Here is a 23,461-nt window from a genome sequence, read left to right on the forward strand (position 1 = left end):
AAGGATTATGTTATGTTTTCATAAGTTTAAGTTTAAAGGTTTTGAAAATGAAATAGCGGCTCAAGCTTCTTAGCTTGAACCGCAAATATTATTATTTTCTTCATCAACACTATTTGACAAAGAGCCGCAAAAATCCAACCTAATTAAAGGTTGGATTTTATTTTTTATTAATAACCTGGTTTTCCAAGTAATTTAAACATTTGAGTTTTATATTCTTCTACACCTGGTTGGTTAAATGGATTAACCCCTAATAAATAACCTGAAACAGCTACTGTAATTTCAAAGAAATACAATAATTCACCTAGGTTTTTCTCATCTAATTTTTCTATTTCAATTTTTATATTAGGTACTCCACCTTTTACGTGAGCAACTACTGTTCCTTCCATAGCTTTTTTATTTACATAGTCTACACTTTTTCCTGCTATATAGTTTAAACCATCTAAATTTGCCTCTTCTTCATTAATGTTCAAATTCTTTTCAGGATTTTCTATAGAAATTACTGTTTCAAAAATATTTCTAACTCCATCTTGTATCATTTGACCCATTGAATGTAAATCTGTAGTGAAAATAGTTGATGCTGGGAAAACTCCCTTTCCATCTTTACCTTCAGACTCTCCAAAAAGTTGTTTCCACCATTCTGCTAAGTATCTCATTTTTTCTTCATATGATACTAAAATTTCAATGGCTTTATTTTCATCATATAGTACTTCTCTTGCAAGAGCATATTGTAAGGCAATATTTTCTTCAAAATTCTTTGTAGTATATTTTTCTCTACCTAGTCTTGCACCTTCCATTAAAGCGTCAATATTAACTCCTGCTGCAGCTAATGGTAAAAGTCCTACTGCAGTAAGCACTGAAAATCTTCCACCAACATCATCAGGAACAACAAAGGTTTCATAGCCTACTTCATTTGCTAAACCCTTCAAAGCACCTTTTTCCTTATCTGTTGTTACATAAATTCTTTCAACAGATTCCTCTTTACCATATTTTTTCTCTATAGCCTCTTTTAAAAATCTAAAAGCTACTGCCGGCTCAGTAGTAGTTCCAGATTTTGAAATTACATTAACACTATAATCCCTGTCCTTTAAATAATCTAGCAACTCTACCATATAAGTTGAGCTTAAATGATGACCTGCATAAATTAATTCAACTCCATCTAATTTACCAAAATAAGGTTTTATAGCATTTTCTACTGCTTTAGTTCCTAAGTAACTTCCACCAATTCCTATTACTACTAAAACCTCTGAATCCTTCTTAATTTTTTCTGCAGATTTTTTTATTCTGTCATATTCTTCCCTATCATAATTTTCTGGCAAATCTATCCAACCTAAAAAATCATTTCCTTCTCCGGTTTTGCTAAGTAACTTGTCTAATGCTCCGAAAGATTTTTCTTTAATACTCTCAATTTTCTTTTCAATTCCAGAATTAGCTAAGTCTAATTTTACAGTCATCTTCATCATCCATCCTTTCTATTAGCATAATTGCTATATCATCCTCTTGTGCTCCCCATCTATAAGCAGAAACGGAGTTCACAATATTATCTAACATACTTCCTCTATTTTTTTTCATAACCTGTATTAATCTATCTATTCCATACAGTTCATTAAAATAGTCCTTTGTTTCAGTTATTCCATCGGTATAAAATAATATCTTATCACCTTTGTTTAATCTTATTTTACTTTCTACATATTTTCCTTCAGCAAAAATAAAGGAAATTGGTAAGCCTGTCCCTTCAATTAATTCTATGGACTTATCCTTCTTCATTTTTATAGGAATAGCATTATGGCCAGCATTTACATAAATAAATTCATTTTTACTTATAGTATAAACACCATAAAAAATTGTAAAGTATTTGTTGTCTTCTAAATTTAATTCAGCAAATTTTTTAGTTAATTCCCCTAAAAGTAAATTAGGTTTAACTATGTTTTGATTTTTAACTAATGACCTTACCGTCTGCCTTATGAACATAGTTATTAAGGAAGCCGATACTCCATGTCCTACAACATCTGCAATATAAAGGCAAATAGTATCATCATCTAAAGAAATTATATCAAACATATCTCCAGACAGAAATTGAGAAGGAATGTACCTATAGTCTACGCATATGCCATTATGCTCTCCTTTTTCAGGAAGGAGAGCCATTTGAACATTTTTTGCATCATTTAATTCTTTTCTAGTTTTTTTTGCAACTTCCTCATATCGTCTAATGGAAATTACTTCAATCGTAATATTCCTAAAGCTTTCAACAATAGCAAAAAGTTCTCCATTGCCATTATACATAGGAGAGCTTCTAACTAAATACATGTCTCCATCAAATTCCATATTTTTACTTACACAATCTTTACTTTGAAACTCTGAAGCCTTGGTGCCTAAGGGGATTCCTTTTTCAATATTATCTATATTGTAACAATCTTCCCCCATATTGTTTCCATTTGACTCAATCATTACTTCATTTTCATATAATATTATTCCATTAGGGTCTATAATTCTTATCCAATCAGGTAAATAGTCACCTATTCTTTTATTATTTGCTTTCAAAACCGAAGTAATGTTTTTTACATTATTTTTTTTCCTAAACATTATTTTTCCTCTTGTCTAGGTGGTCGAGGTCCATAAAACTGATAATAATCCACCTTTATTCTTCCATTATATAGTTTTCTTTTCCTGTCTGCCTTTTTTCCATATAATTTTTCAAATTTTTCATTATTGGTAATTAAATAAACAGACCAAGTAGGGAAATCCTTGAATTTTTTTCCTAAGTCCTTGTATAGCCTTTCTATTTCTTTTTGTTCTCCCATCCTTTCTCCATATGGTGGATTTGTAATTACTACACCATAATTATCAATTAAATCTACATCCCGCATATCCTTCATGAAAAATTGTATATCTTCATTTACACCAATATTTTCAGCATTATCCCTTGCCCTTAAAATTGATCTTTTATCTGTATCTGAACCAAGTAAATGTAGTTTAACATTATGGTCTATTTTCCCAAGGGCTATTTTCCTATATTTCTTGTAAATATCCTTCCCTATAATAGGCCACTCTTGAGAAATAAACTCCCTATCTATTCCCGGAGCAATATTTTTACCAATCATTGCAGCCTCTATTAATATAGTTCCAGAACCACAAAAAGGGTCATATAGAGTTCTACTTGGATTCCAGTAGGATAGTTTTATCATTGCTGCAGCTAAAGTTTCCTTTAGGGGAGCATCTCCTGCCCTATCCCTATAACCTCTTTTGTGAAGACCATCTCCTGAAGTGTCTATAGTTAAAGTTGCAATATCCTTTAATAAACTAACTTCTACTTTATATTTAGGTCCATTTTCTTCAAACCAGTTTATATTATATATGGATTTCAACCTTTCTACTATGGCTTTTTTTACTATTGCCTGACTGTCGGAAATACTAAATAGCTTTGACTTTAGACTTTTACCATCAACAGGAAATTCTCCATCTTCCGGAATGATATTTTCCCATGGAAGGGCCTTTGTCTTTTCAAATAATTCATCAAAGGTTAAGGCTTTAAACTCTCCAAATTTTATTAAAACTCTCTCAGCACATCGTAGATTTATATTTAAATTAGCAATATCCTCTTCATTACCTTCTATTTCTACTTTTCCATCTGTTACTTTAATATTTTCATATCCTAAATCTTGTAATTCTCTCTTTACTACAGCCTCTAGTCCAAAAGTTGTAGTAGCTATGATTTTAAAATTCATGCTTCACATCCTTATCTTATAACAATTATAACAAAATATTAGAAAATTATAACTTTAAATGTTATTTTATATAAAATTTAGGTATATATATTACTGTAAGTTAAAAAATTTTTAAGGGGGATTTAATTAATGAGTATAGGCGAATTATATCAATCAGCAGATTGGAAAGGCGAAAAACACGTTCCAGCTATAGATGCACCAGCATCTGTAAAGGCAGGAGAAGAATTTGAGGTATTAGTTCAAGTAGGAAAAGAAATAGAACATCCAAATGCTTTTGAACATCATATTGTTTGGATTAAATTATATTATTTACCAGAAGGAGCAAAACTACCAATAGAAATTGGTGACTATAACTTCTCAGCTCATGGAGAAGGAGAAGCATTAACTTCACCTAAAGTTTCTACAAAATTAAAATTAACAAAAGGTGGAAAATTAATTTCTACAAGCTATTGCAATATTCACGGTTTATGGACTAGTGAAGTAGATATTAAGGTTGAAGCTTAAATAATCAGTAAGAGCATCTATAAAGTTTTTTAACATAATAGATGCTCTTTTTACATAAACTTATATTTTACTTTTTTCAGTAACAACTTTTACTTCTTTAAAAATATTTCTAGAATAGATGGCTATTAATATCGATATAAAAGAAATTATCATAATTATTAAAATAGCCCATTTTCCTATTATAAATTTTCCTAACATACCATATACTATTTGTCCTAGTGGCATTGCCAACATTGAAATCATAAGTATAAAAGACATAATACGTCCCATTATATCCTTGTCTGTAATTAATTGTACAAAAGAAATTAATTGAACAGAAACCATAGTAAATATCCCTTCTAAAAAAGTTATTAATATTGTCATAAGCCAAAAAGAAGTTAGATTGCTATAAATTCCTGAATAGGGTATTACCAATAATAAAAATACAAAGCTATTTATTAGTAACATCTTTATAATATTACTTCCATTTATTTTTGATAACAAGGTAGATACTATTATACTTCCACCTAGTCCTCCAATGGCAAATAGAGTATTCATTACTCCATATAATTCATCTCCTATTAGCCAGTTTACTCTTACAGTATAGGGTAAAACTACAGTTATAAATGATGATATAACCATATTTAGTAAAAATGTTACAAGGCAAATTTTTACTATAAGTAAATTATCCTTTAAATATAGGACAGTTTCCTTTGTGTCTTCAACAACTATATCTACAGGGGAGCCAGTATTTTTTTTACTTTCTTCTTGTTTAATAGTTAAAAAGATTTCACAAATTATAGCTATTAAAAAGAATACACCACTGACAATAAATATATTATAGGCCTTATTAAAATTATAAATAATCCCTGCTAGGACAGGAGCTAAAATATTTGACAACATGGCTACCGAATTTATTATTCCATTGGCTTTAGGTATTTGTTCCTTTGTACATACTAAGGGAATCGCCGATTGAACTACAGGTGTTTCAAAAGATGAAACTACACCAATTACTATGGATATTATTCCCATAATTAATATAGTATTTCCTTTTATAACTCCAATAGCCATAGCCAATACCATAATTAAATAAATAAAATCCATAGTTAGCATTAATTTTTTCTTTGGTAATCTATCGGCAACAATTCCCCCAAAAGGTAGAAATATAATTCTTGATATCATTGACAAGGACAGGACTAGGCTAAATATTCCCATAGAGCCGGTCTTGTCAAGAACATAAAGGGATATTGCAAATTGTGAAATAGTTGTTCCAAAAACCGAAAACAACTGACTTCCTACTAGTAATAAAAAATTCTTGTTTATTAATTTCATAAAAACTCCTTCTTGTTTTTTAATTTATTTTAAGTAAATTTACACTTAATAAATTTTCTATACTTATTAAGATTAAAATACTAACGGTATGTTAGTTTTGAAAAAAAATTACTTCTAGGCTGCAAAAATCATCACTCCTGTTCATATAATCAAATTTAAATACTATTGGTATGTTGCTGCTAAAAAGAAAAATAGCCTTAGCTATTGTCTTTCTTTTTTAAAAAATCATATAGTCCTTCTGCATATTCTATAACTTCATCATCAATAAATGGTACTCCTAAACTTTCAAAAATATCTTTAATAAAATTAAGTTTTCTTATTAATTCTTTTTTAGAAAACTCCATTAAATGAATTCCAATTCTTAGATTAAAATACATTAATAATAGTTCTGCAACTTCTTTAGGGTATTTTGTAGTAATAGACCCATCTTCTATTCCCTCTTCTATATATTCCTCTATTTCAGGTGTCATATTTAATATATCTAGGTATTGCTCACCTATCATTCGTGGACTTTTCAACACTATTTGAGCTGAATAAATTATAGACTGAATATTGTGTGCATTTAAAGAATTAATCATTATTATCTTTATTTTTTCCAATCCGGTTTTACCCTTTTCAAAATTTTTCATCTTTTTATATTCAGTATCTACTTCAAAATTAATTAAAGTTTCTAAAATATCCTGTTTAGATTTAAAATGATGATAAATAGCACCTTTAGTCATTCCACCTAAACCATCAATAATATCTTGAATAGAAGTATTATCATAACCATTTTCCATAAAAAGTTTTCTTGAAACCCTTAGTATTTTTTGTTTAGTCTTCTCCGGATCTCTTATAGATGACATAACACACCTCTTACATACCTTTAGTATCTTAATCTTACTACATATTTTGCAATTGTCAATAAAAAATCCACATCTATATAAATTCATATATACATGTGGATTTCCTTATTTATTTTTGTTTTCCCTATTTATTTTTATATTCCTTCTCATTTTTAAATATGTTCCTATAATAAACCCTGCTATACCTGGTATTAATCCATAATATAGGGAAAGGGAATCATAGCCTACTCCTTTAAAAACCACCATTGGTAATAATACTCCGGCAAGAGGATATATTATTAGAAATAGATATTTCATCATCTTACCAAATAAACTAGATATTAAATTAGTAAGAAATGCACTCATTGGTAATAAAATATAGAAAAAAATAGTAGTAAATGCTTTTTCATATCCCTGTCCTAATAACTTACCAGAAATTATTATAATAATAGTCAAGGCTATAAAGTAAATAAAAAGAATTTTATCAATATTTGTTTTTTTGTTCAAATTAACCATCCTAACTAAAATTTTTATTTACTATATTATAACCCTAAATAATTATTACAACTAGCCAATTAATGATTTTACTTCTAAAAACTCTCTAAAGCCAAATATTCCAGCTTCTCTTCCCAGTCCTGACTGCTTGTATCCACCAAAAGGCAAATAGGCATCGGAGGAATCCTTATTAATATAAACCTCTCCAGAATTAATTTCTCTTGCAACTCTTTGTGCTATTTCATCTTCACCATATACAGCAGCTGATAGTCCATAAATAGTGTCGTTAGCTGTTTCTATGGCTTCTTCTATATTTTCAACTTCTATTATTGAAAGAACCGGACCAAATATTTCCTCTCTAGCAATAGTCATATTATTATTTACATTATCAAAGACAACAGGTTTTATAAAATATCCACCTTTAGCTTCTGTAGGAATTTCCCCTAAAATTATATTTGCCCCTTCTTCTAGTCCTAATTCTATATATTTTTTTACTTTCTTAAACTGCTTTTCACTTACTAATGGTCCTACATTAGTCTTAATATCTTTAGGATTTCCCACTACTATTTTTGAATACTGTTTCTTTATTTCAGCTATTACTTCATCCTTAATATCTTTAATAACAATTACCCTAGAAAGTGCTACACAGGTTTGGCCACAGTTTCCAAATAAAGATGTGAAAATTCTCTTAACTCCTATTTCTATATTACTATTATCTAAGAATATAGCTGGTGATTTCCCACCTAATTCAAGGGTTATTTTCTTAACTGTATTTATAGCAGTCTTAGCAACTTCCTTTCCTCCTTCTGTTGAACCGGTAAAGGAAACCTTACTAACAAGTTTATGTTCTGCTAAAATATTTCCCACTTCTCTTCCTTTTCCTGTTACTAAATTTAAAACACCTTTAGGAAGTCCTGCTTTGTGGAAACCATCTATAATATAATAAGATGTTAAAGGGGCAATTTGACTAGGTTTTAATACAAGTGTGCAGCCAGCTAATATAGCTGGAATTATCTTTTGTATAATTTGTCCCATAGGAAAATTCCAAGGAGTTAAACAGGCTACAACTCCCACAGGTTCATACCTAATTTTTCCTACACCTAATTCCTCTTCAAATTTAAAATCTCTTACAATATTAATATATGCATTAATTCTGTTTATATTATTACGGACTTGGTTATTCCTTGCAAATTTAACCGGTGAACCTTGTTCTTCAATAATTGTATTTGCAATTTCTTCTAAATTATTTTCTATGTACTCCTTAAATTTTTCTACTACTTCTATTCTTTCCTCTATATTTGTATTTTTCCAAGTTTTAAATGCATTAAAAGCTGCATTAACAGCATTATTTACATCTTCTGAATTTCCCCTTGGAACTTTGCCAATAATTTTTTTATTTGAAGGATTCTCAACTTCAATAAATTCATTTGAACTAGATTTTACAAATTCACCATTAATATACAACTTACTATAATCCATTAAAAATACCCCCTTATAATATATTTATATCCTTTTATAAGAGGGTATTAACTTAATTTAAATTTTATTGTATTTTTATATCTCCTGATACGGTTTTTACAGTCATTTTACTACTGGATTTTCCTATAATATTCCTATAACTTTTACCTATATTATTCTTTATTCCCTTTTCATCTCTAATTGAAATATCACCAGAAACTGTTGAAATATCTACAGCATAATTCATATTTTCTATTCTTCCCTTAATATCACCAGAAACTGTATTAGCAGAAAAATTATTTGAATTTCTTAAATCGAATTTAAAATCTCCCGATACTGTATCTATATTTATTTCCGGTCCATCTGCATCTATTAAAATATCCCCTGACATGGTATTTATATTAATACTGTTTTTAACTCCCTTAACCATAATGTCTCCTGAAGCAGAATTTCCTTTAAAAGTACTTCCTGAACTTTCTAAATCAAGGTCACCACTAGCAGAGAAAAAACTAACATTGTTTTTCTTTACATATATTTTTCCATCTCCACTTTCAGAACTTACACTTATATTCGCCTCGTTTCCTATTGGTAATCTTATATATATTTCTTTAATAGGACTTTTAACACCAAAAGAAAAATATTTGTTAATATCAAATTTACTAGCATTATATGTTCCAACCTTTAATGTTGTTCCTTCTTTCAATACAGTAAAGTCATATTCTTCGTCAATTGCTGTATGGCTTACTTCAATATAATCTTCATTATGGTTTTCAATAAAAACATCTGTATTGGCAACTTTCACTTCTATCCTGTGAATTGGAGTTTCTATTTTTTCATTATCCATAATTAAATCTGTAGAATCATAAACTGTACTTTCCTTTTTTGAAAATAAGTTTCCTACCTTATCTGCTATATCGGCAAAAAATTCCCCATTGAAATTATCAAAAATATTTCCTTTTTTATTTTCATTAAAAAGTCCTTCCTCTTTAAATCCTTCGTATATTTCCCTTGGACTTCCTAAAGAACGAGAAATTTCCTCTTCACTCTTTCCTTCTTCCTTTCCAGACCTAAAATGCTCCTCATAATCTAGCTTAATTTCTCTATATACAGCTGCATCTACGTTTCTAAAATAATAGTCTAGAAGTTCCATAAACTCTTTTTCATTCATTGTTTTTCCTCCTGTAAAATCATCTTCACTCCACTTACAAGTTCATTCCAATCCTCGTAAGATTTTCTTAAATATTCTTTACCTGTGTCTGTAATTTTATAATATTTCCTTTGAGGTCCTGTTTGAGATTCTTTATAATAAGTTGCCACATAACCATCTTTTGCCAGTCTTCTAAGCATAGGATAAATAGTTCCTTCTGACATTTTTATAAATTCTGCTAAAGAATCAACTATTTCATATCCGTAGGAATCTTTTCTATTTATAATTGCCAGTACACATAATTCAAGTACACCTTTCTTTAGTTGAGTATTCATTTTACCAACTCCTTAATATTATTATAAAACAAGGTACCGTTTATTGCAAGATACCTGTTAATATATAGATTCTTGTAATTTTAATAGATTAATTTTAATAAATATTACAAATAAGATTAGGTAAAAAATTATTTATATAGTATAATAGTAATAATATTCATTTACGCTTTAAAACATTAACTTACTAAGGAGGTTTATTATGAATTTTATTTTTATTTCCCCACATTTCCCAACTAATTTTGAAAATTTTATAATTCGTCTACGTGAAAATGGAGTAAATGTATTGGGAATTGCAGACGAACAATACAATAATCTTTCAGATAATTTAAAGGCTAATCTTACTGAATATTATAGAGTAAATGATTTAGAAAATTATAACGAAGTTTTACGTGCATGCGGATATTTTACCCATAAATATGGTAAAATTGACAGAATAGAATCCCACAATGAACATTGGTTGGAACTAGATGCTAAACTTAGAACAGATTTTAATGTTTTTGGTTTTCATAATGAGGATATAGACAAAATCAAAAGAAAATCTGAAATGAAAAAAGTTTTTCAAGAATGTAATATTCCAGTTGCTAAAGGTAGAGTTTTCACAGACTATGAAGACGCTGTTAAGCTGGCAATGGAATTAGGATACCCTGTATGTATTAAGCCAGATTCAGGAGTTGGAGCAAATGACACCCATAAAATCCATAATGAAAATGACTTAAAGGAATTTTATTCAATTAAACAAGATGTAGATTATATAATGGAAGAATTTATTGATGGTGATATTGTTACCTACGATGGACTAACAGATCAAAATGGTAATACAGTATTTAACTCCACTTTACTATATGATAAAGCAGTTCTTGAAATTGCCGAATTCGATACCGATATGTATTATTATATTCCTAGGGAGTTACCTGAGGACTTAATTGAATATGGCGAGCTTTGTGTAAAAGCTTTTAATGTAGTAGAAAGATTTTTCCATTTAGAATTCTTTAGAGAAAAAAATACAGGAAAATTAATTGCTTTAGAAATAAACTGTCGTCCACCTGGTGGAAGTACAACAGATATGTTTAATTATGCAAATGATATTGATGTTTACAAAGAATATGCTAATATAGTTACTCATAACACTTTTGAAGCAAAGGTTACAAGACCATATTATTGTTCTTATATAAGTAGAAAAGACAGAAACTATGTTAATTCCGTTGATGATATTATAGAAAAATATTATGATTATATTGTAGATATTCAATCTATACCTGGAATATTTTCTACAATTATGGGTAATTATGGCTTTATTATTAGAACAGCTGAAAAAGAAAAATTATCCGAAATAATAGAAGCAATATCAATTGAAAGGAGTTAAAATGAATATAGAGTATCATAGTTTTTATTCTCATCATTTAAATAGAGATATGCCATTTAAAAGATATGGCCATGGAGGAAAGGTAATAATAGTATTTCCTTCATCAGGAGGACGATTTTACGAATATGAAGACTTTAAGATGATAGAGTCTATTGCATGGTTTATCGATAATGGTCATGTACAGGTATTTACTGCCGATTCAGTAGATAAAGAAGCTTTTCTATGTGATTGGAAAAGTCCATATGACAAGGCGGAAATGCACAATGCTTACGACAGATATATAATTCACGAACTAGTAGGATTTATAAAAAGTTATACCAATAATCCTGGTCCTTATATGACTACTGGTTGTAGTATGGGTGCTTATCATGCTGTAAACTTCCTTTTAAGACATCCTGATGTATTTGATTCTACAATAGCCTTAAGTGGAGTTTATGATATAAGATATATAATAAATTCTGATTATAATGATTTTAATGTATATGAAAATTCTCCAGTTGATTATATTTGGAATCAAAATGACCCTTGGTTTATTGATAAATATAGAAATAGCAATATAATTATGGTAACAGGTCAAGGTCGCTGGGAAGAACAAAGTATTAAAGATACGAAAAAAATGGAAGAAGCTTTTGACTTTAAACAAATACCTGTCTGGATTGACTATTGGGGCTATGACGTAGATCATGACTGGCCTTGGTGGAGAATTCAAATGTCTTATTATTTAGGTAAATTATTAGAGCAAGGATATTTATATTAATCCTTGCTTTTTTAAATTTTATTTTGATATTAATAATTTATATTATATAATAAATATGTTGTTTATAAGGAGGTTGAAAGTGAGAATAAAAAAATATTTTTTATCATTTTCTATTGTATTTTTAAATTTAATTTTCATAGCTAGTAGCAGCGTTTCAAATGCTAGTAGTCTAACAGATATTGTATATACAAAAATAGATGATGATGTTTATGGTAGATACACCGAAAGTACTACAGTAGAACAAACAAATTATAGGGGTAGATTAAAGCTTAATTCCTCACAGCAAGAGTCTTTAATAAAAAGTGGGTATAGAAGCCAAGAAAGAAAAGGAAGGGTTTTTACAACAGAATTAGGTCAGGCCTTTATTAATAGATTTTATAAAGATGGAAACTTTGTTGACTGTGCATATTTTAAAATATATGGTAATACAGGTGGCCCTTTAATTAATTTCAATTACTTGAAAATAAAGGAAATGGAAGCAAATTTAGATTTCTATTATGATTTAATAGGAAATAGAACTGCTACTGGATTATACGATAGAATAGACAAGAATTCCTTTAAAAATGATGGTAAAACCCTAGAAAAAATTAATTATTTTGACATAATTACAGATGAAACTAGTGAAAGAGTTTATTTATTTAGAGTAAAAGACAGATATGGCAATATTAGTAAATATATCTTAAAAACCATAGGTAAACTAGAATTAAATAATGAAAAATCTCCTGGAAGTACAGTTACTATTACCTATAATACTAGGATTAAAGGTATTGATGTTCCTTCTCAAACTTTAGAATATGGAGATTTAGCTAGTCCACCAGAAGAACCAATTTATAAAAAAATAGAAATTACTTCTGGCCCATCATCAGGAGTTTATAACAAAAAATTTGGTGGTTGGTTTTATGATAATAGAAGTCATAGTATCCCTATGGATTTTTCACAACCAGTAAAACGAGACACTAATTTATTTATAAGTTGGTGTGATACTTTTAGGCTTAGAGGCAAGGACAGGTTTGAAACCTCAAGACTAGTAGCTAGTAAATTTCTACAAGCTGACTCTGCTGTAATAGTCAATGGATATTCCTTCCCAGATGCCCTAAGTGCATCACCACTTGCTACTGCTGCAGATTCACCATTAATATTAGTAGAAAAGGACAATATTAGTAAAGAGGATCTTTCCTTATTAGAAACTTTAGGAGTAAGAAAAGCATATATAATCGGTTCAGAAAACACAGTATCTAAAAATATTGAAGAAGATGTTCAAAATATTGGTATAATAACCCATAGAATTGCTGGTTCCGATAGAGTGGACACATCACTTAATATTGCAAAAGAAATCTATAAGATAACTGGAGATAGAAAAGCTGTAACCTTTGCCAATGGTTTTGATTTTCCAGATGCCCTATCCTCTACAAGTGTTGCAAATAGATTTAATACACCAATAATTCTAGGCAGCCCAGATATAATAGAAAAATCAGCAATAGAATTTGTTAATTCAAATAATATTTCAGACATTTATATTGTAGGTGGAAAAAATTCTATATCAGATGATTTAGAAAAAAATTTTAGCAATAAAAATATTACCAGAATTAGTGGTTCTAATAGATATAAAACATCATTGGAAGTTACAAAATTTATAAATTATAATACCCATTCAATTATACTAGCTAGTGGAGAAAACTATGCAGATGGAATAGTTGCTGGATCTTATGCAGGACTAACTCAACTTCCAATACTATTAATGCCTCAAGGCGATACTTTAGATCAAGAAACTAAAGAGTATTTACAAAGTATTGGCCTACATGAAGCAGTTACTATTGGCAGTGAAAAATGGATATCTGATAGTATACAGGAAAAAGTATCCTGTGTAACAATAGAATAAAATATTTAAATAGCCTATTTTAGGCTATTTTTTGTTTTCTTAATAAAAAATCTTAGACATTTTGTAGAATTATTGTTTCCTATTTGTAACAAAAAAGATTTATCTTAATGTTAGAATATAATAATAGATAGATATAGAGAAAAGAGGTCATTTATGAAATTATTAATATTTATCTTAATTGCTATAGTTCTTTTTATTATATATTTAAAATTTAAAAATAAGGAAAAAAACAAACAGTTACAAATAAATTTAGAGGCATATTCTAAATTTAAAACCTTAGAATTTGACACTTATGGTGAAATAAAAAATCTAGGAATGAAGTACGAAAAATATGAATTTGATTCAGAAACCTTAGACGAATTTATTGAAACAATGCATACCTACAGTAATTGGAAAAAACTTCCCTTAACTAAAAACTTAAAAGTACTACTTGAAGACTATATTCTATCCTCTTCTGCAAATGCAGAAGATAGTAGTAAATTTAAAGGATATATTAATATACCGCCTTACGTGAAAGGATACTATTATTTTATTGATAGAAATAAAAATAGAGAAAACATTGACAATACAATACTTCATAGACAACATTTAGGCTTTGAATTGTTTATCCTAAACACTGATGATAAAGAACTTAATCATATAGTTATGAATATATAAAACACCTTTTAAATGCTACTATAAAAGGTGTTTCATAACTTTATTTTTTCACAACAAGATTTAAAAAATCCTTAACATGCTTTGCTAAATTAACTTTTTTATTCCATACAGCATAAAGAGAACGGAATCTTTCAGGGTAATTAGTTAAAGGAATAGTTATAATATCACCCTTTTTCTCTAAGGATTCTACTGCAACTTTTGAAATAAATGAAGTTCCCAACCCTAAAGATACAAGTTTTTTTATAATTTCCTCATCATTAATTGAAATTACAATATTTAATTTGTCTACATTGATATTTTCCGTAGCTAAAAGCCTATCCATATTATTTTTTATACCTGAACCATATTCTCTAATAATTAAAGGTTCTTTTGCTAATTCAGAAATACTAGGATTTGATTCTTTTAATTTTCTATAATATTCTGTATTAGGACATATGTATACAAATTCATCTTCGTAAATTGGATAAAATTCACAATTTTCATTTTCCTTCTTCATACCTACAATTCCAAAATCTACCTGGTAATCTGAAACTTTCTTAATTGTAACTGCACTATTTGTTTCCTTAACATCTATTAGAATATTAGGATATTTTTTACAATATTCTTTTAGAATATTAGGTAAAATATAAGAACCTGAAATAGTAGATACACCAATAGAAATCTTCCTTTGTTTTCTTTCACTAAATCTGTCAATAACTCTATCTCTACGAGAAATTAACTCCTTAGCCTCATCGTACAATTTTTGTCCGGTGTCCGTTAATTTTAATTCCCTTGTTGAACGTATAAAAAGTGCAGTGTCCAACTCTTCCTCTAATTGTTTCAGCTGTAAACTAACTGTCGGCTGCGAAATATTCATTTCCACTGCAGTCAATGAAAAACTCTCATTTTCAACAAGCGAAACAAAAATTTCTAACTGTCGAAATTCCATAATATCTCCTTTTCTCTTTAAGTTTTATAATTTATATTATATCATTAAAACGTTTTATGTAATAGATATATTAAATTTTTTAACTAAAAAAATGGCTCAATTATCAGCTTGAGCCATTTCTATATATTAATCATCCTTTTTCTTAAATTGACTTATTCCTCCAAGAACTAAACCTAAACCTATAATTGATATTCCAATAGTTCCTGCCATTCCTGTTTTTGGTAAATCCTTACCATTTTTCTTCACTGTTGTTTCTTTTGTCGGAACTGAAGAATCTGTTGGTTTTGTTGGCTTAGTAGGTTCTGATGGAATCGTTGGTTCTGATGGTTTTGTAGGTTTGGTAGGCTCTGATGGCTCTGTTGGTTTAGTTGGTTTTGTTGGCTCTGTTGGTTTTGTTGGCTTAGTAGGTTCTGATGGTTTTTCATATTCATTTTCAAAAGTTGGCAATTTATCTAAATCCAATTCATTTCCATCTTCATCTATATAAACGACTTCAGATATTAAAGAATTTGTTAATCTATCAAAACAAACTCTTACAACAGCCTTATAAATTCTTCCATCATAAGTAATGTTTGCTTTCCCTGTATTTTTTTCCTCCAAGAAAAATTCAAATTCTCCTTCATGGTCTACAGGAATATCAAAGGAAAAACTACCATCCTTATTATTTGTTACAGTTCCTATAATGTTTCCATCCCTATCTTTAAGGACAAATTCAAATTCCCCTTCCTCTAAATCTTTTCCTGTCAGATTTTTATTTCCTCCAATTTCAGCCTCTCCAGTTGGTAAATCAAAACCATTTTCAAAAATTAACGGCTTATCTTTATCGTATATATTCTTTATGTTATTAAAATTTTTTTCCTCTATTCCTTCAATTCCCTCTTTTTCAAAATATGATTCAAGCCTATCCATCGGATTTATATATACCCGCATTTTACCATTTGCAATATCAGCTATTTCTCTCTTAGTGTATGTCTTTAACTCTTTAAATGGATCTAGCTCATTCGGCATAACAACTCTTACCTCTGAAAGTACTACTTCTCCGGTTTCTTCATCTTCTTCAAATTTTAAATAATAAATTCTTTCATCATATTTTACTCCCGGAAGTTCTTCCTTGCTAAGTTTTGGTTCATTGTTTACTTCTATTGTTGGAGATTCCGGATCATCAGGATCTTCTAGTACCTTTCTAGTCGGTTCAAAGGTATCTTCTCCTTTTTCATCTAAATAAATAAGTCTTCCTTCTACTCCATCAACAATTTCTCTTTCTTGATATCTATTTATTTCTGTAATTTTATAATAAGTAGTTCCCACTGCATTTGGATTAATGTTAATTTTCCATCCACCTGAACCATCTTTTTCTTCGTAAATTCCATGTATTCCACTTTCAATTACAAGTTCTTTCTCCTGCACAAGTCCTTCTGTAGTTTCCTCTGGTTCACCGAGTATAGTATTGGTTATTATTCCTTCAATCCAACCAACTATATTACCGGTAGCATTTAATATTCCTTCTTTTATTTCTACAAAAAAATCGCCATTTTTTATTTTTCTCCATACACCCTTATCTTCGTCTTTTACTATAGTATCTGTACATTTAAATTCTTCTGTAGTCTTCTCTTCACTGCTTAAAATTTCCTTATCCGGTTCTTCCTTACTTTCTTCAGAAGTATTTTCATCTAAAGAATCCTCTTTCTCGCTTAATTTATTATCGGTTGTTGTTTTTATTTCTTTATCTTCTGTTTTTTCAGGTGTTTTTTCTTTAGGTTTTTCAGTATTTTCAGGTGTTTCCTCTTCAAGAGTTTCTGTCGGTGTATCTCTTTCTTCCTTTATTTTCTCTTCTTTTCCTTCGTCACTACTATCTTCTAAATTCAATTCATCTTTTTCTTCTAATACTTTTGAATCTTCAGTAATATTTTCCGTATTTTCTGTCTCTTTTTCTAATATGCTACTATCTTTATCTGCATCTTCAAATATAGCTTCTCCTGTTTCTTCCGGTAATTGTTCAGCTGTTACTGTTTTTATTGGCTCTATAGGTGTCGTTTCTTGTTCTTCTGCCGAAGACAAATAAGGTAGAATTGTTGAAGATAATACTAATGTAAATATTAGTGTTAAACTTAGTAATTTCTTTTTATTTTTCATAATTATCTCCTTTGTTTAAAAGTAAAGGTGAAGTATATCTAATCCTTTAATTTTTCTATATTTCACCTTTACTTTATAGTTTCTAATTATTTCTAAATAATAATCTTTCTTGTGGTTTACAATTTCTTAATGTTGTTTCACCTTTATAATAATCTATTTAACTATTATCTCTTTTCACCTTCTATAGTCCTAGTTCTGTATATATTAGTAAATACTACTTTTACAGGGCTAGTCGTTTCATTCCCATCTAATTCTACTTTTGCAACTAATTCATTATTATCTTTTAATTCTACATTAATCACCAATTCATAAACTGTATCATCATAATTTATTTTTCGATCTCCAGTATTTAATTCTGTAATTTTATAATTATAGATGCCCTCTTCTTTAAAAATCAGTTTACCAAACTTGGCAATCTCATCTTTTCCATTATAAATATATTCATTTAAGTAATTTGTATTTTTACTACTACCTTTTATATTAAAGAAAAATTCATAAGGTTTTATTTTTCTTCCTTCCAAGACTTTCTCTACTTCTATTTCAACTTCTGCTGGTTTTGGCTTTGTATAGGTATTGGTAAACTTTATGGACTCTACTTTATTTCCATTCATATCGGTATAAGTAATCTTTGTTTCTAATGCATTTGTATTTTCATTTAAGCTTGCTACTACTTTTACCTTAAATATACTTGCATCATAAGTTATACCTGCACTACTACCTTTTACTTCTTTTACGGTATATTCATATGTTCCAGCACTTGGAATTTCCACATCGGCAAATGTAAATTTACCATCTTTATTTTTTACCGTCTGCAGTGGTTTGTCATCTTTATCCAACAGTTGGAAGCTAAACTCTTGGTCTTTTAATTGTCTTCCTGTTAGTTTTTTACTTCCTCCGATTGCGATTTTAGCTGGTTTTGGCTCTGTATAGGTATTGGTAAACTTTATGGACTCTACTTTATTTCCATTCATATCGGTATAAGTAATATCCGTTTCTAATTCATTAGTTTTTTCATTTAAGCTTGCTACTACTTTTACCTTAAATATACTTGCATCATAAGTTATACCTACACCACTACCTATTTCTTCTTTTACGGTATATTCATATGTTCCGGCACTTGGAATTTCCACATCGGCAAATAGGAATTCATCTCCTTTGTTTTTTACCGTTTGTAATAAATTTTTATCTTTATCCAATAGTTGGAAGCTAAACTCTTGGTCTTTTAATTGTCTTCCTGTTAGTTCTTTATTTCCTCCGATTGAAATTTGAGTTGGTTTTATAATAGGATTTACTACCTCCATATAAACCCCTACCTTAGCTCCTTCTTTTATTTCAAAGAATTCATTAGGCTCATATATTGGTTTTCCATAACCAAGAGGTGATTTTACTTCTACTATTTTATAAAATCCAGATACTAATTTTTTAAATTCTACAATACCTTCTTCGTTTGTAGTTCTTTCTAAACCACCATTATCTAATGGAGAATAGTCTACATAATTTCCTTCTTCATTCTGCTTTTGTAGCTTAAAAACAACTCCAGGAATTGTATTTTCCTTATCGTCTAATTTTTTTATACGTAACTCTCCCGGATCTACTGCATCTACTCCGGCATCTGAACTATCATATTTAATTTCCCATTTTGATGAATCTTCATCTTTTTCATTCCATCGGATTGTTGCTTCATTTGTATATACCTTATCTGTTGCCTTATCCGTTACAATGGTATCAAAGGAAATATCGTAAGCAAGAACCTGTCCCTTTGTATTTCCTTCCTTACTATAAACACGCTTCATATGTTCTTTTTGTTCTTGACTAATTACATCCGGTGCTTGGTCAATAATCTTTTCTAAGCTTTCCCCTTCATGCATCAATGAGTCATATGTAACATTATTACCTGGCAAATCGCCAAATCCTATTACTATATTGTTTTCAAATATTCCTATTACAGGAGTATCTGTTTCTTTAATTCGCTTATAAAATTCGTCATAGCTTTCTCCAGAATTCGGTCTTATTATTTCTCCCATATCCACTTCCCTGTAGGTAATAGCTGTATCACTCATTGTCTTTTCCGGAGTTGGAACAAATAATGGTGCTGTAATCTTAATATTATTTTCGTCTATTTCTAAACCCTCTACTAACTTATCTTCGAAGGTCATCTTATATTTTTGTGTAATACCCTTCTCTGCAATCATATTGGCAAGTTGGTCATAATTTATATTTACATGCCAGTTTAATTCATTTTTTCCTGAATACTGTTTTCCATCTTTTGTAAATTCAAGTTTTTCCTCATCAATTTCCTTTGTTCCGTCAGGTTCTCCCGGATCTGGTATCGGTGGTTTATCATATGGATCTACTGTTATAATAATTTCTCCGGCTTCCGTTTTAAAATGTAGCTCTCCTTCTCCACTTAAGTTCCCATTTACTTCAAAATAACCATTTTTTAATTCTAATTTTTTTTCTACTTCTTCATTAAAAGTAGTTATTATTTGTCCGTTTACTATAATATAAGTTCCTATGACTACGCCATCAGAACAAACTAAATCCTGAGGTTCGTCTACTTTTATATCTGCAAATCTAGGATCTGGTAAATCAACTGTAAAATAATCTCCTGCTTTAGTACCTGCTAGGTTTTCTTGTGAAATTGACCATTCAAACCTTACTTTTATAGGGTCGCCATTTTTAACTTCAGGTTGTGGTTCTATTTTATTTCCATCTTCATCTATTAGGGGTTTTTCTTCACCATCTTTTATTACCCATAACCTTGCCTTCTCTAGTGTTACTTTATTAGTAACGTCTTCTCCATTATCATTAGCAGCTTTTATGTTACTATAAGGGATAAAAATATTTATCATCATTATAATAACTAGAAACAATGATAGGTTTTTATGTTTTTTTCTCATAACTTTCGCCTTCCCTTCAGGTAAAATAATATTTAGCTTTCAAAATGTACTTGATTTCTAACTATTCTTTCTGGTGTTATCGTTTTCCTAAGATCTACATAAACTTTCCCTATCCTTCAAATTTTCTAAATAGCTATATTAATTTGCTAAATTTACATAAAGTAAACCCTTTTATTTACTGTCTACTTCTTACTTTCATGTTATATTCTCAAGATATTCTTGTCAAATTCATGGTACTTGTGCCTGGCATAATATTATTTTTAATAAACATTGGAATTTCAAGCCTTACTTGTTATAATATATTTATATATAATAATTATTGTTTTTAATTAAAATATTACTCATATATATATGTTTTTAATTATACTTATATTGTTTTTTTATATTAAACTTGTTAAGGAGAGTTTCATGGCTAGAAATATATATAAAGTTCCTAATGCACAAAAAGACTGGATACGAAGAAGTAATGCTATAAATGAGTTGAAAAAAATCAATAAATTTAAAAATAATTTTGCAATTATTGCACCTGGAGGATACGGGAAAACAACACTAGCTATTCAATTTTTATCTGAGACAAAAGGTAGAAAAGCTTGGATAACGATAAACAAAAGTAACAACGATATTTCTTCTTTTTTAAAAGTATTTTTAAATGCCCTATCAAAAATATTACGAAACAAAAAATTCAAAAACCATTTACTTTCATATAAGGGAAATTATTCCCTAGGAGAAGTATTGGAAATACTTAAATTAATCCCTAATACCTCTGTTAATCATTATATTATTATTGATGACTTACATAAAGCTGACGAAGAAGTTTTAAATTCCCTTTCCTTAATACTAAAAAATTTAAATAATGATTCTCTTATTATTGGACTAATAAGTAGAGTTTCTATTCCTAATTTAGGTAATAACGTTATCCTTATATCTTCAAAAGAATTGGTTTTTTCTTACGATGAAATCAATGAATTATGTATTAATGAAAACAGAAAATTTAATAGTGAGAGTATACACAGAATTTCCGAACTTACTAAAGGACAGATTCTTACAATTAAAGCTTTACTAATTGGAGATGATGAATTAATAAACCACGTTATTTTAACATACAGTGATCTAGATAATTATATTGATGAAATAATATATAATAATAAAAACTCTGAAATTCTTGATTTTATTTTAAATTTAATTTTTATTGATGAAATTACACCAGAGCTTGCTACTCGATTAACTGGAAACATGGGCTCTAAAAATATATTGGAGAAAATACATAGAGAAAGTGTTTTTCTGTTAAAAATAGACAGTAACACCTATGTTATTCATGATCTATTTTTGGATTACTTAATAAAAAAATCAAGAGAAATTCTTAGTAATGAAACATTATATAATGCTAGGAAAATTTCAGCCGAAATTTTCTTTGAACAAAAAGATTATTTTTCTACAGCAAAATTATACCTAGAAAATAAAGATTTTAATAATGCAATTAACTCCTTAATAGAAAGTAGCAAATACGAAAACCATATTCCTATTGAAAAATATATGAATTTTATAGAAAAAGAAATTTTACCTTTACCTCAAGAAGATATAATTAGCAATAATTATTTACTTTTCGAAAAAACTTGGTATGGTTTTTTAAGTGGAAATAGTAAGCTTTTTGTTGAAAGTATTAATTCCATAATTTCTATTATTCCTAAAATAATAGAGGAAACACCTGAATATATTCAAACTATTATTTTTTTAGTCGGCCTATATTATAATGAATCCCTAATAGATTTTTCTTTGAAAATCGTTAATATTATCAATAATTTTGATTTTCAAATAGATAAGAATGAAATATCCGTTGTTTCCATAACCCATAATTTACCATATTTCCATCGCTCTATGAGAGATTATTCAGAATTTCACGAACTAAAAGATGAAGATATTGATGCTATAATGAATTCCTATGGCATATTAGTAGATGCTGATGCACCTATTATTGAATCTTGCATAAAAGCAGGAATTTATTATGAAAAAAACGATATCCTAAAAGCAACCAAATATGCCTTAGATGCTTACGATAGTCTATCAGAAAAAAACAGTTATGAAATAATTTTCTGTGCCTCAATGATATTAATTAGTACATTAATACCTTTTGGGGCAGATAGACAAATATCAAAAATATATAAATTTTTAGAAAATTATATTAGTAAATGGCCTGCAAATAATTTATATTCCAATTTTAAATCTATGGTGATTTTCAGAGAAATAAATCAAGGAAATCTTGAAAATGTAGAAAATTGGTTGGAAATTAATTACATACCTAAAAAAAGAAATCTTTCTTTTTGTAAATTAGGTTTATATTTTACAACGATGTATGCCTATATTGTTTTAAAAAAATTTGATGATGCTATCGAGTTTGGAAAAAAACTTAATCTATTTGCAAATAATTATAATAGACCTCTTGATCAAATAGAAAGCAATATATTGTTAGGTATAGCCTATTCTGAAAAACATTTAACTGATGATGCCTTTTTCCATTTACGAAAAGCTATACGAATTTCGTATCCTTACAAATTTACAAGGCAATTTATTAAATATGGAATTCATACCTATCCTATTTTACAAGGATTAATTAACCATAATAAAATCAACAAAAATCTAACTAAATATATTCAAACAATAATTCAAAATATTATTGATGAATATGATAGTAAGATTTTAGGAAAAATTGAAAAGCTATCACCAAGAAGACAAATGATTTTAGAACTACTAAATGATGATTTAACCTATTCTGAAATTGCTGAAAAAACCGGACTGGCCTTTGGAACAGTTAAAAATCATATTGGCTTATTATATAAAAATTTAAATGTGGAAAATGCACAGGATGCCATTGAAAAAGGTAAAATGCTAGGATTTTTAAAATAATATATTTAGTTTACAAATAAAAAGGCTCTTTGTCAAATAGTGTTGGTATACAATAAAATAACAAATTACTTTTATATCAGGCAGCTATATAGCTGCCTGATAATTATTTTTTGGTTTCATCAAATTTTTAATTACAAGAATCCTATT

General features: G+C 28.7%; 18 protein-coding genes. 6 read left to right on the forward strand and 12 right to left on the reverse strand.

The window, feature by feature from the left end; translation table 11 throughout:
• Positions 1 to 167 precede the first annotated feature (167 nt).
• From WAO56_RS02910 to WAO56_RS02920, 3 genes are read right to left on the reverse strand one after another with little or no spacing between them, the layout of a single operon-like run.
• Positions 168 to 1,457, reverse strand: coding sequence for a glucose-6-phosphate isomerase (locus tag WAO56_RS02910; RefSeq protein ID WP_422143852.1), 1,290 nt, complete (start codon positions 1,455 to 1,457; stop codon positions 168 to 170).
• Positions 1,426 to 2,580 carry a SpoIIE family protein phosphatase gene (locus tag WAO56_RS02915; RefSeq protein ID WP_422143853.1) on the reverse strand — a complete coding sequence of 385 codons (1,155 nt, stop codon included), beginning with the start codon at positions 2,578 to 2,580 and terminating at the stop codon, positions 1,426 to 1,428. The genes WAO56_RS02910 and WAO56_RS02915 overlap by 32 nt, the downstream gene beginning before the upstream one ends.
• Positions 2,580 to 3,722 carry a THUMP domain-containing class I SAM-dependent RNA methyltransferase gene (locus tag WAO56_RS02920; protein WP_422143854.1) on the reverse strand — a complete coding sequence of 381 codons (1,143 nt, stop codon included), beginning with the start codon at positions 3,720 to 3,722 and terminating at the stop codon, positions 2,580 to 2,582. The genes WAO56_RS02915 and WAO56_RS02920 overlap by 1 nt, the downstream gene beginning before the upstream one ends.
• A 129-nt stretch (positions 3,723 to 3,851) precedes the next feature.
• Here WAO56_RS02920 and WAO56_RS02925 point away from each other — a divergent pair, with 129 nt between their 5' ends.
• Positions 3,852 to 4,226, forward strand: coding sequence for a class II SORL domain-containing protein (locus tag WAO56_RS02925; RefSeq protein ID WP_422143855.1), 375 nt, complete (start codon positions 3,852 to 3,854; stop codon positions 4,224 to 4,226).
• A gap of 60 nt (positions 4,227 to 4,286) precedes the next feature.
• On the opposite strand, the gene WAO56_RS02930 is transcribed toward WAO56_RS02925, so the two are convergent.
• The 6 genes from WAO56_RS02930 to WAO56_RS02955 form a co-directional block, all read right to left on the reverse strand.
• Positions 4,287 to 5,537, reverse strand: a complete 1,251-nt coding sequence (locus tag WAO56_RS02930; RefSeq protein WP_422143856.1) for an MFS transporter — start codon at positions 5,535 to 5,537, stop codon at positions 4,287 to 4,289.
• 197 nt (positions 5,538 to 5,734) lie between these two features.
• Positions 5,735 to 6,382: a TetR/AcrR family transcriptional regulator gene (locus tag WAO56_RS02935; protein WP_422143857.1), complete on the reverse strand. Its 648-nt coding sequence runs from the start codon at positions 6,380 to 6,382 to the stop codon at positions 5,735 to 5,737.
• Between the two features lie 105 nt (positions 6,383 to 6,487).
• Positions 6,488 to 6,868 (reverse strand): hypothetical protein, encoded by a 381-nt coding sequence (locus WAO56_RS02940; protein ID WP_422143858.1) that lies wholly within the window; start codon positions 6,866 to 6,868, stop codon positions 6,488 to 6,490.
• A 60-nt stretch (positions 6,869 to 6,928) separates the two neighbouring features.
• Positions 6,929 to 8,335 carry an aldehyde dehydrogenase family protein gene (locus WAO56_RS02945; RefSeq protein WP_422143859.1) on the reverse strand — a complete coding sequence of 469 codons (1,407 nt, stop codon included), beginning with the start codon at positions 8,333 to 8,335 and terminating at the stop codon, positions 6,929 to 6,931.
• Positions 8,336 to 8,399: 64 nt separating this feature from the next.
• On the reverse strand, positions 8,400 to 9,482 hold the full coding sequence (locus WAO56_RS02950) for a DUF4097 family beta strand repeat-containing protein (protein ID WP_422143860.1): 1,083 nt from the start codon (positions 9,480 to 9,482) through the stop codon (positions 8,400 to 8,402).
• Complete coding sequence (locus WAO56_RS02955) at positions 9,479 to 9,796, reverse strand: PadR family transcriptional regulator (RefSeq protein ID WP_422143861.1); 318 nt, start codon at positions 9,794 to 9,796, stop codon at positions 9,479 to 9,481. The genes WAO56_RS02950 and WAO56_RS02955 overlap by 4 nt, the downstream gene beginning before the upstream one ends.
• A 199-nt stretch (positions 9,797 to 9,995) precedes the next feature.
• Here WAO56_RS02955 and WAO56_RS02960 point away from each other — a divergent pair, with 199 nt between their 5' ends.
• From WAO56_RS02960 to WAO56_RS02975, 4 genes are all read left to right on the forward strand, one after another.
• Positions 9,996 to 11,159, forward strand: a complete 1,164-nt coding sequence (locus WAO56_RS02960; RefSeq protein ID WP_422143862.1) for an ATP-grasp domain-containing protein — start codon at positions 9,996 to 9,998, stop codon at positions 11,157 to 11,159.
• Between the two features lies 1 nt (position 11,160).
• Positions 11,161 to 11,916 carry an esterase family protein gene (locus WAO56_RS02965; RefSeq protein ID WP_422143863.1) on the forward strand — a complete coding sequence of 252 codons (756 nt, stop codon included), beginning with the start codon at positions 11,161 to 11,163 and terminating at the stop codon, positions 11,914 to 11,916.
• Between the two features lie 79 nt (positions 11,917 to 11,995).
• A complete protein-coding gene (locus WAO56_RS02970; protein ID WP_422143864.1) occupies positions 11,996 to 13,795 on the forward strand; it encodes a cell wall-binding repeat-containing protein in 1,800 nt (599 codons plus the stop codon).
• 153 nt (positions 13,796 to 13,948) lie between these two features.
• Entirely contained in the window at positions 13,949 to 14,452 is a 504-nt protein-coding gene (locus WAO56_RS02975; RefSeq protein WP_422143865.1) for a hypothetical protein, read from the forward strand.
• A gap of 40 nt (positions 14,453 to 14,492) precedes the next feature.
• Here WAO56_RS02975 and WAO56_RS02980 read toward each other — a convergent pair whose 3' ends face one another.
• From WAO56_RS02980 to WAO56_RS02990, 3 genes are all read right to left on the reverse strand, one after another.
• Positions 14,493 to 15,380: a selenium metabolism-associated LysR family transcriptional regulator gene (locus WAO56_RS02980; RefSeq protein ID WP_422143866.1), complete on the reverse strand. Its 888-nt coding sequence runs from the start codon at positions 15,378 to 15,380 to the stop codon at positions 14,493 to 14,495.
• Between the two features lie 126 nt (positions 15,381 to 15,506).
• Entirely contained in the window at positions 15,507 to 17,513 is a 2,007-nt protein-coding gene (locus WAO56_RS02985; protein ID WP_422143867.1) for a Spy0128 family protein, read from the reverse strand.
• 164 nt (positions 17,514 to 17,677) lie between these two features.
• Entirely contained in the window at positions 17,678 to 20,413 is a 2,736-nt protein-coding gene (locus WAO56_RS02990; RefSeq protein WP_422146247.1) for a Spy0128 family protein, read from the reverse strand.
• Positions 20,414 to 20,821: 408 nt separating this feature from the next.
• Here WAO56_RS02990 and WAO56_RS02995 point away from each other — a divergent pair, with 408 nt between their 5' ends.
• On the forward strand, positions 20,822 to 23,314 hold the full coding sequence (locus WAO56_RS02995) for a LuxR C-terminal-related transcriptional regulator (RefSeq protein ID WP_422143127.1): 2,493 nt from the start codon (positions 20,822 to 20,824) through the stop codon (positions 23,312 to 23,314).
• Positions 23,315 to 23,461: the final 147 nt, after the last annotated feature.

The sequence above is a fragment of the Miniphocaeibacter sp. genome (assembly GCF_049276255.1).
Classification (GTDB): domain Bacteria; phylum Bacillota; class Clostridia; order Tissierellales; family Peptoniphilaceae; genus Miniphocaeibacter.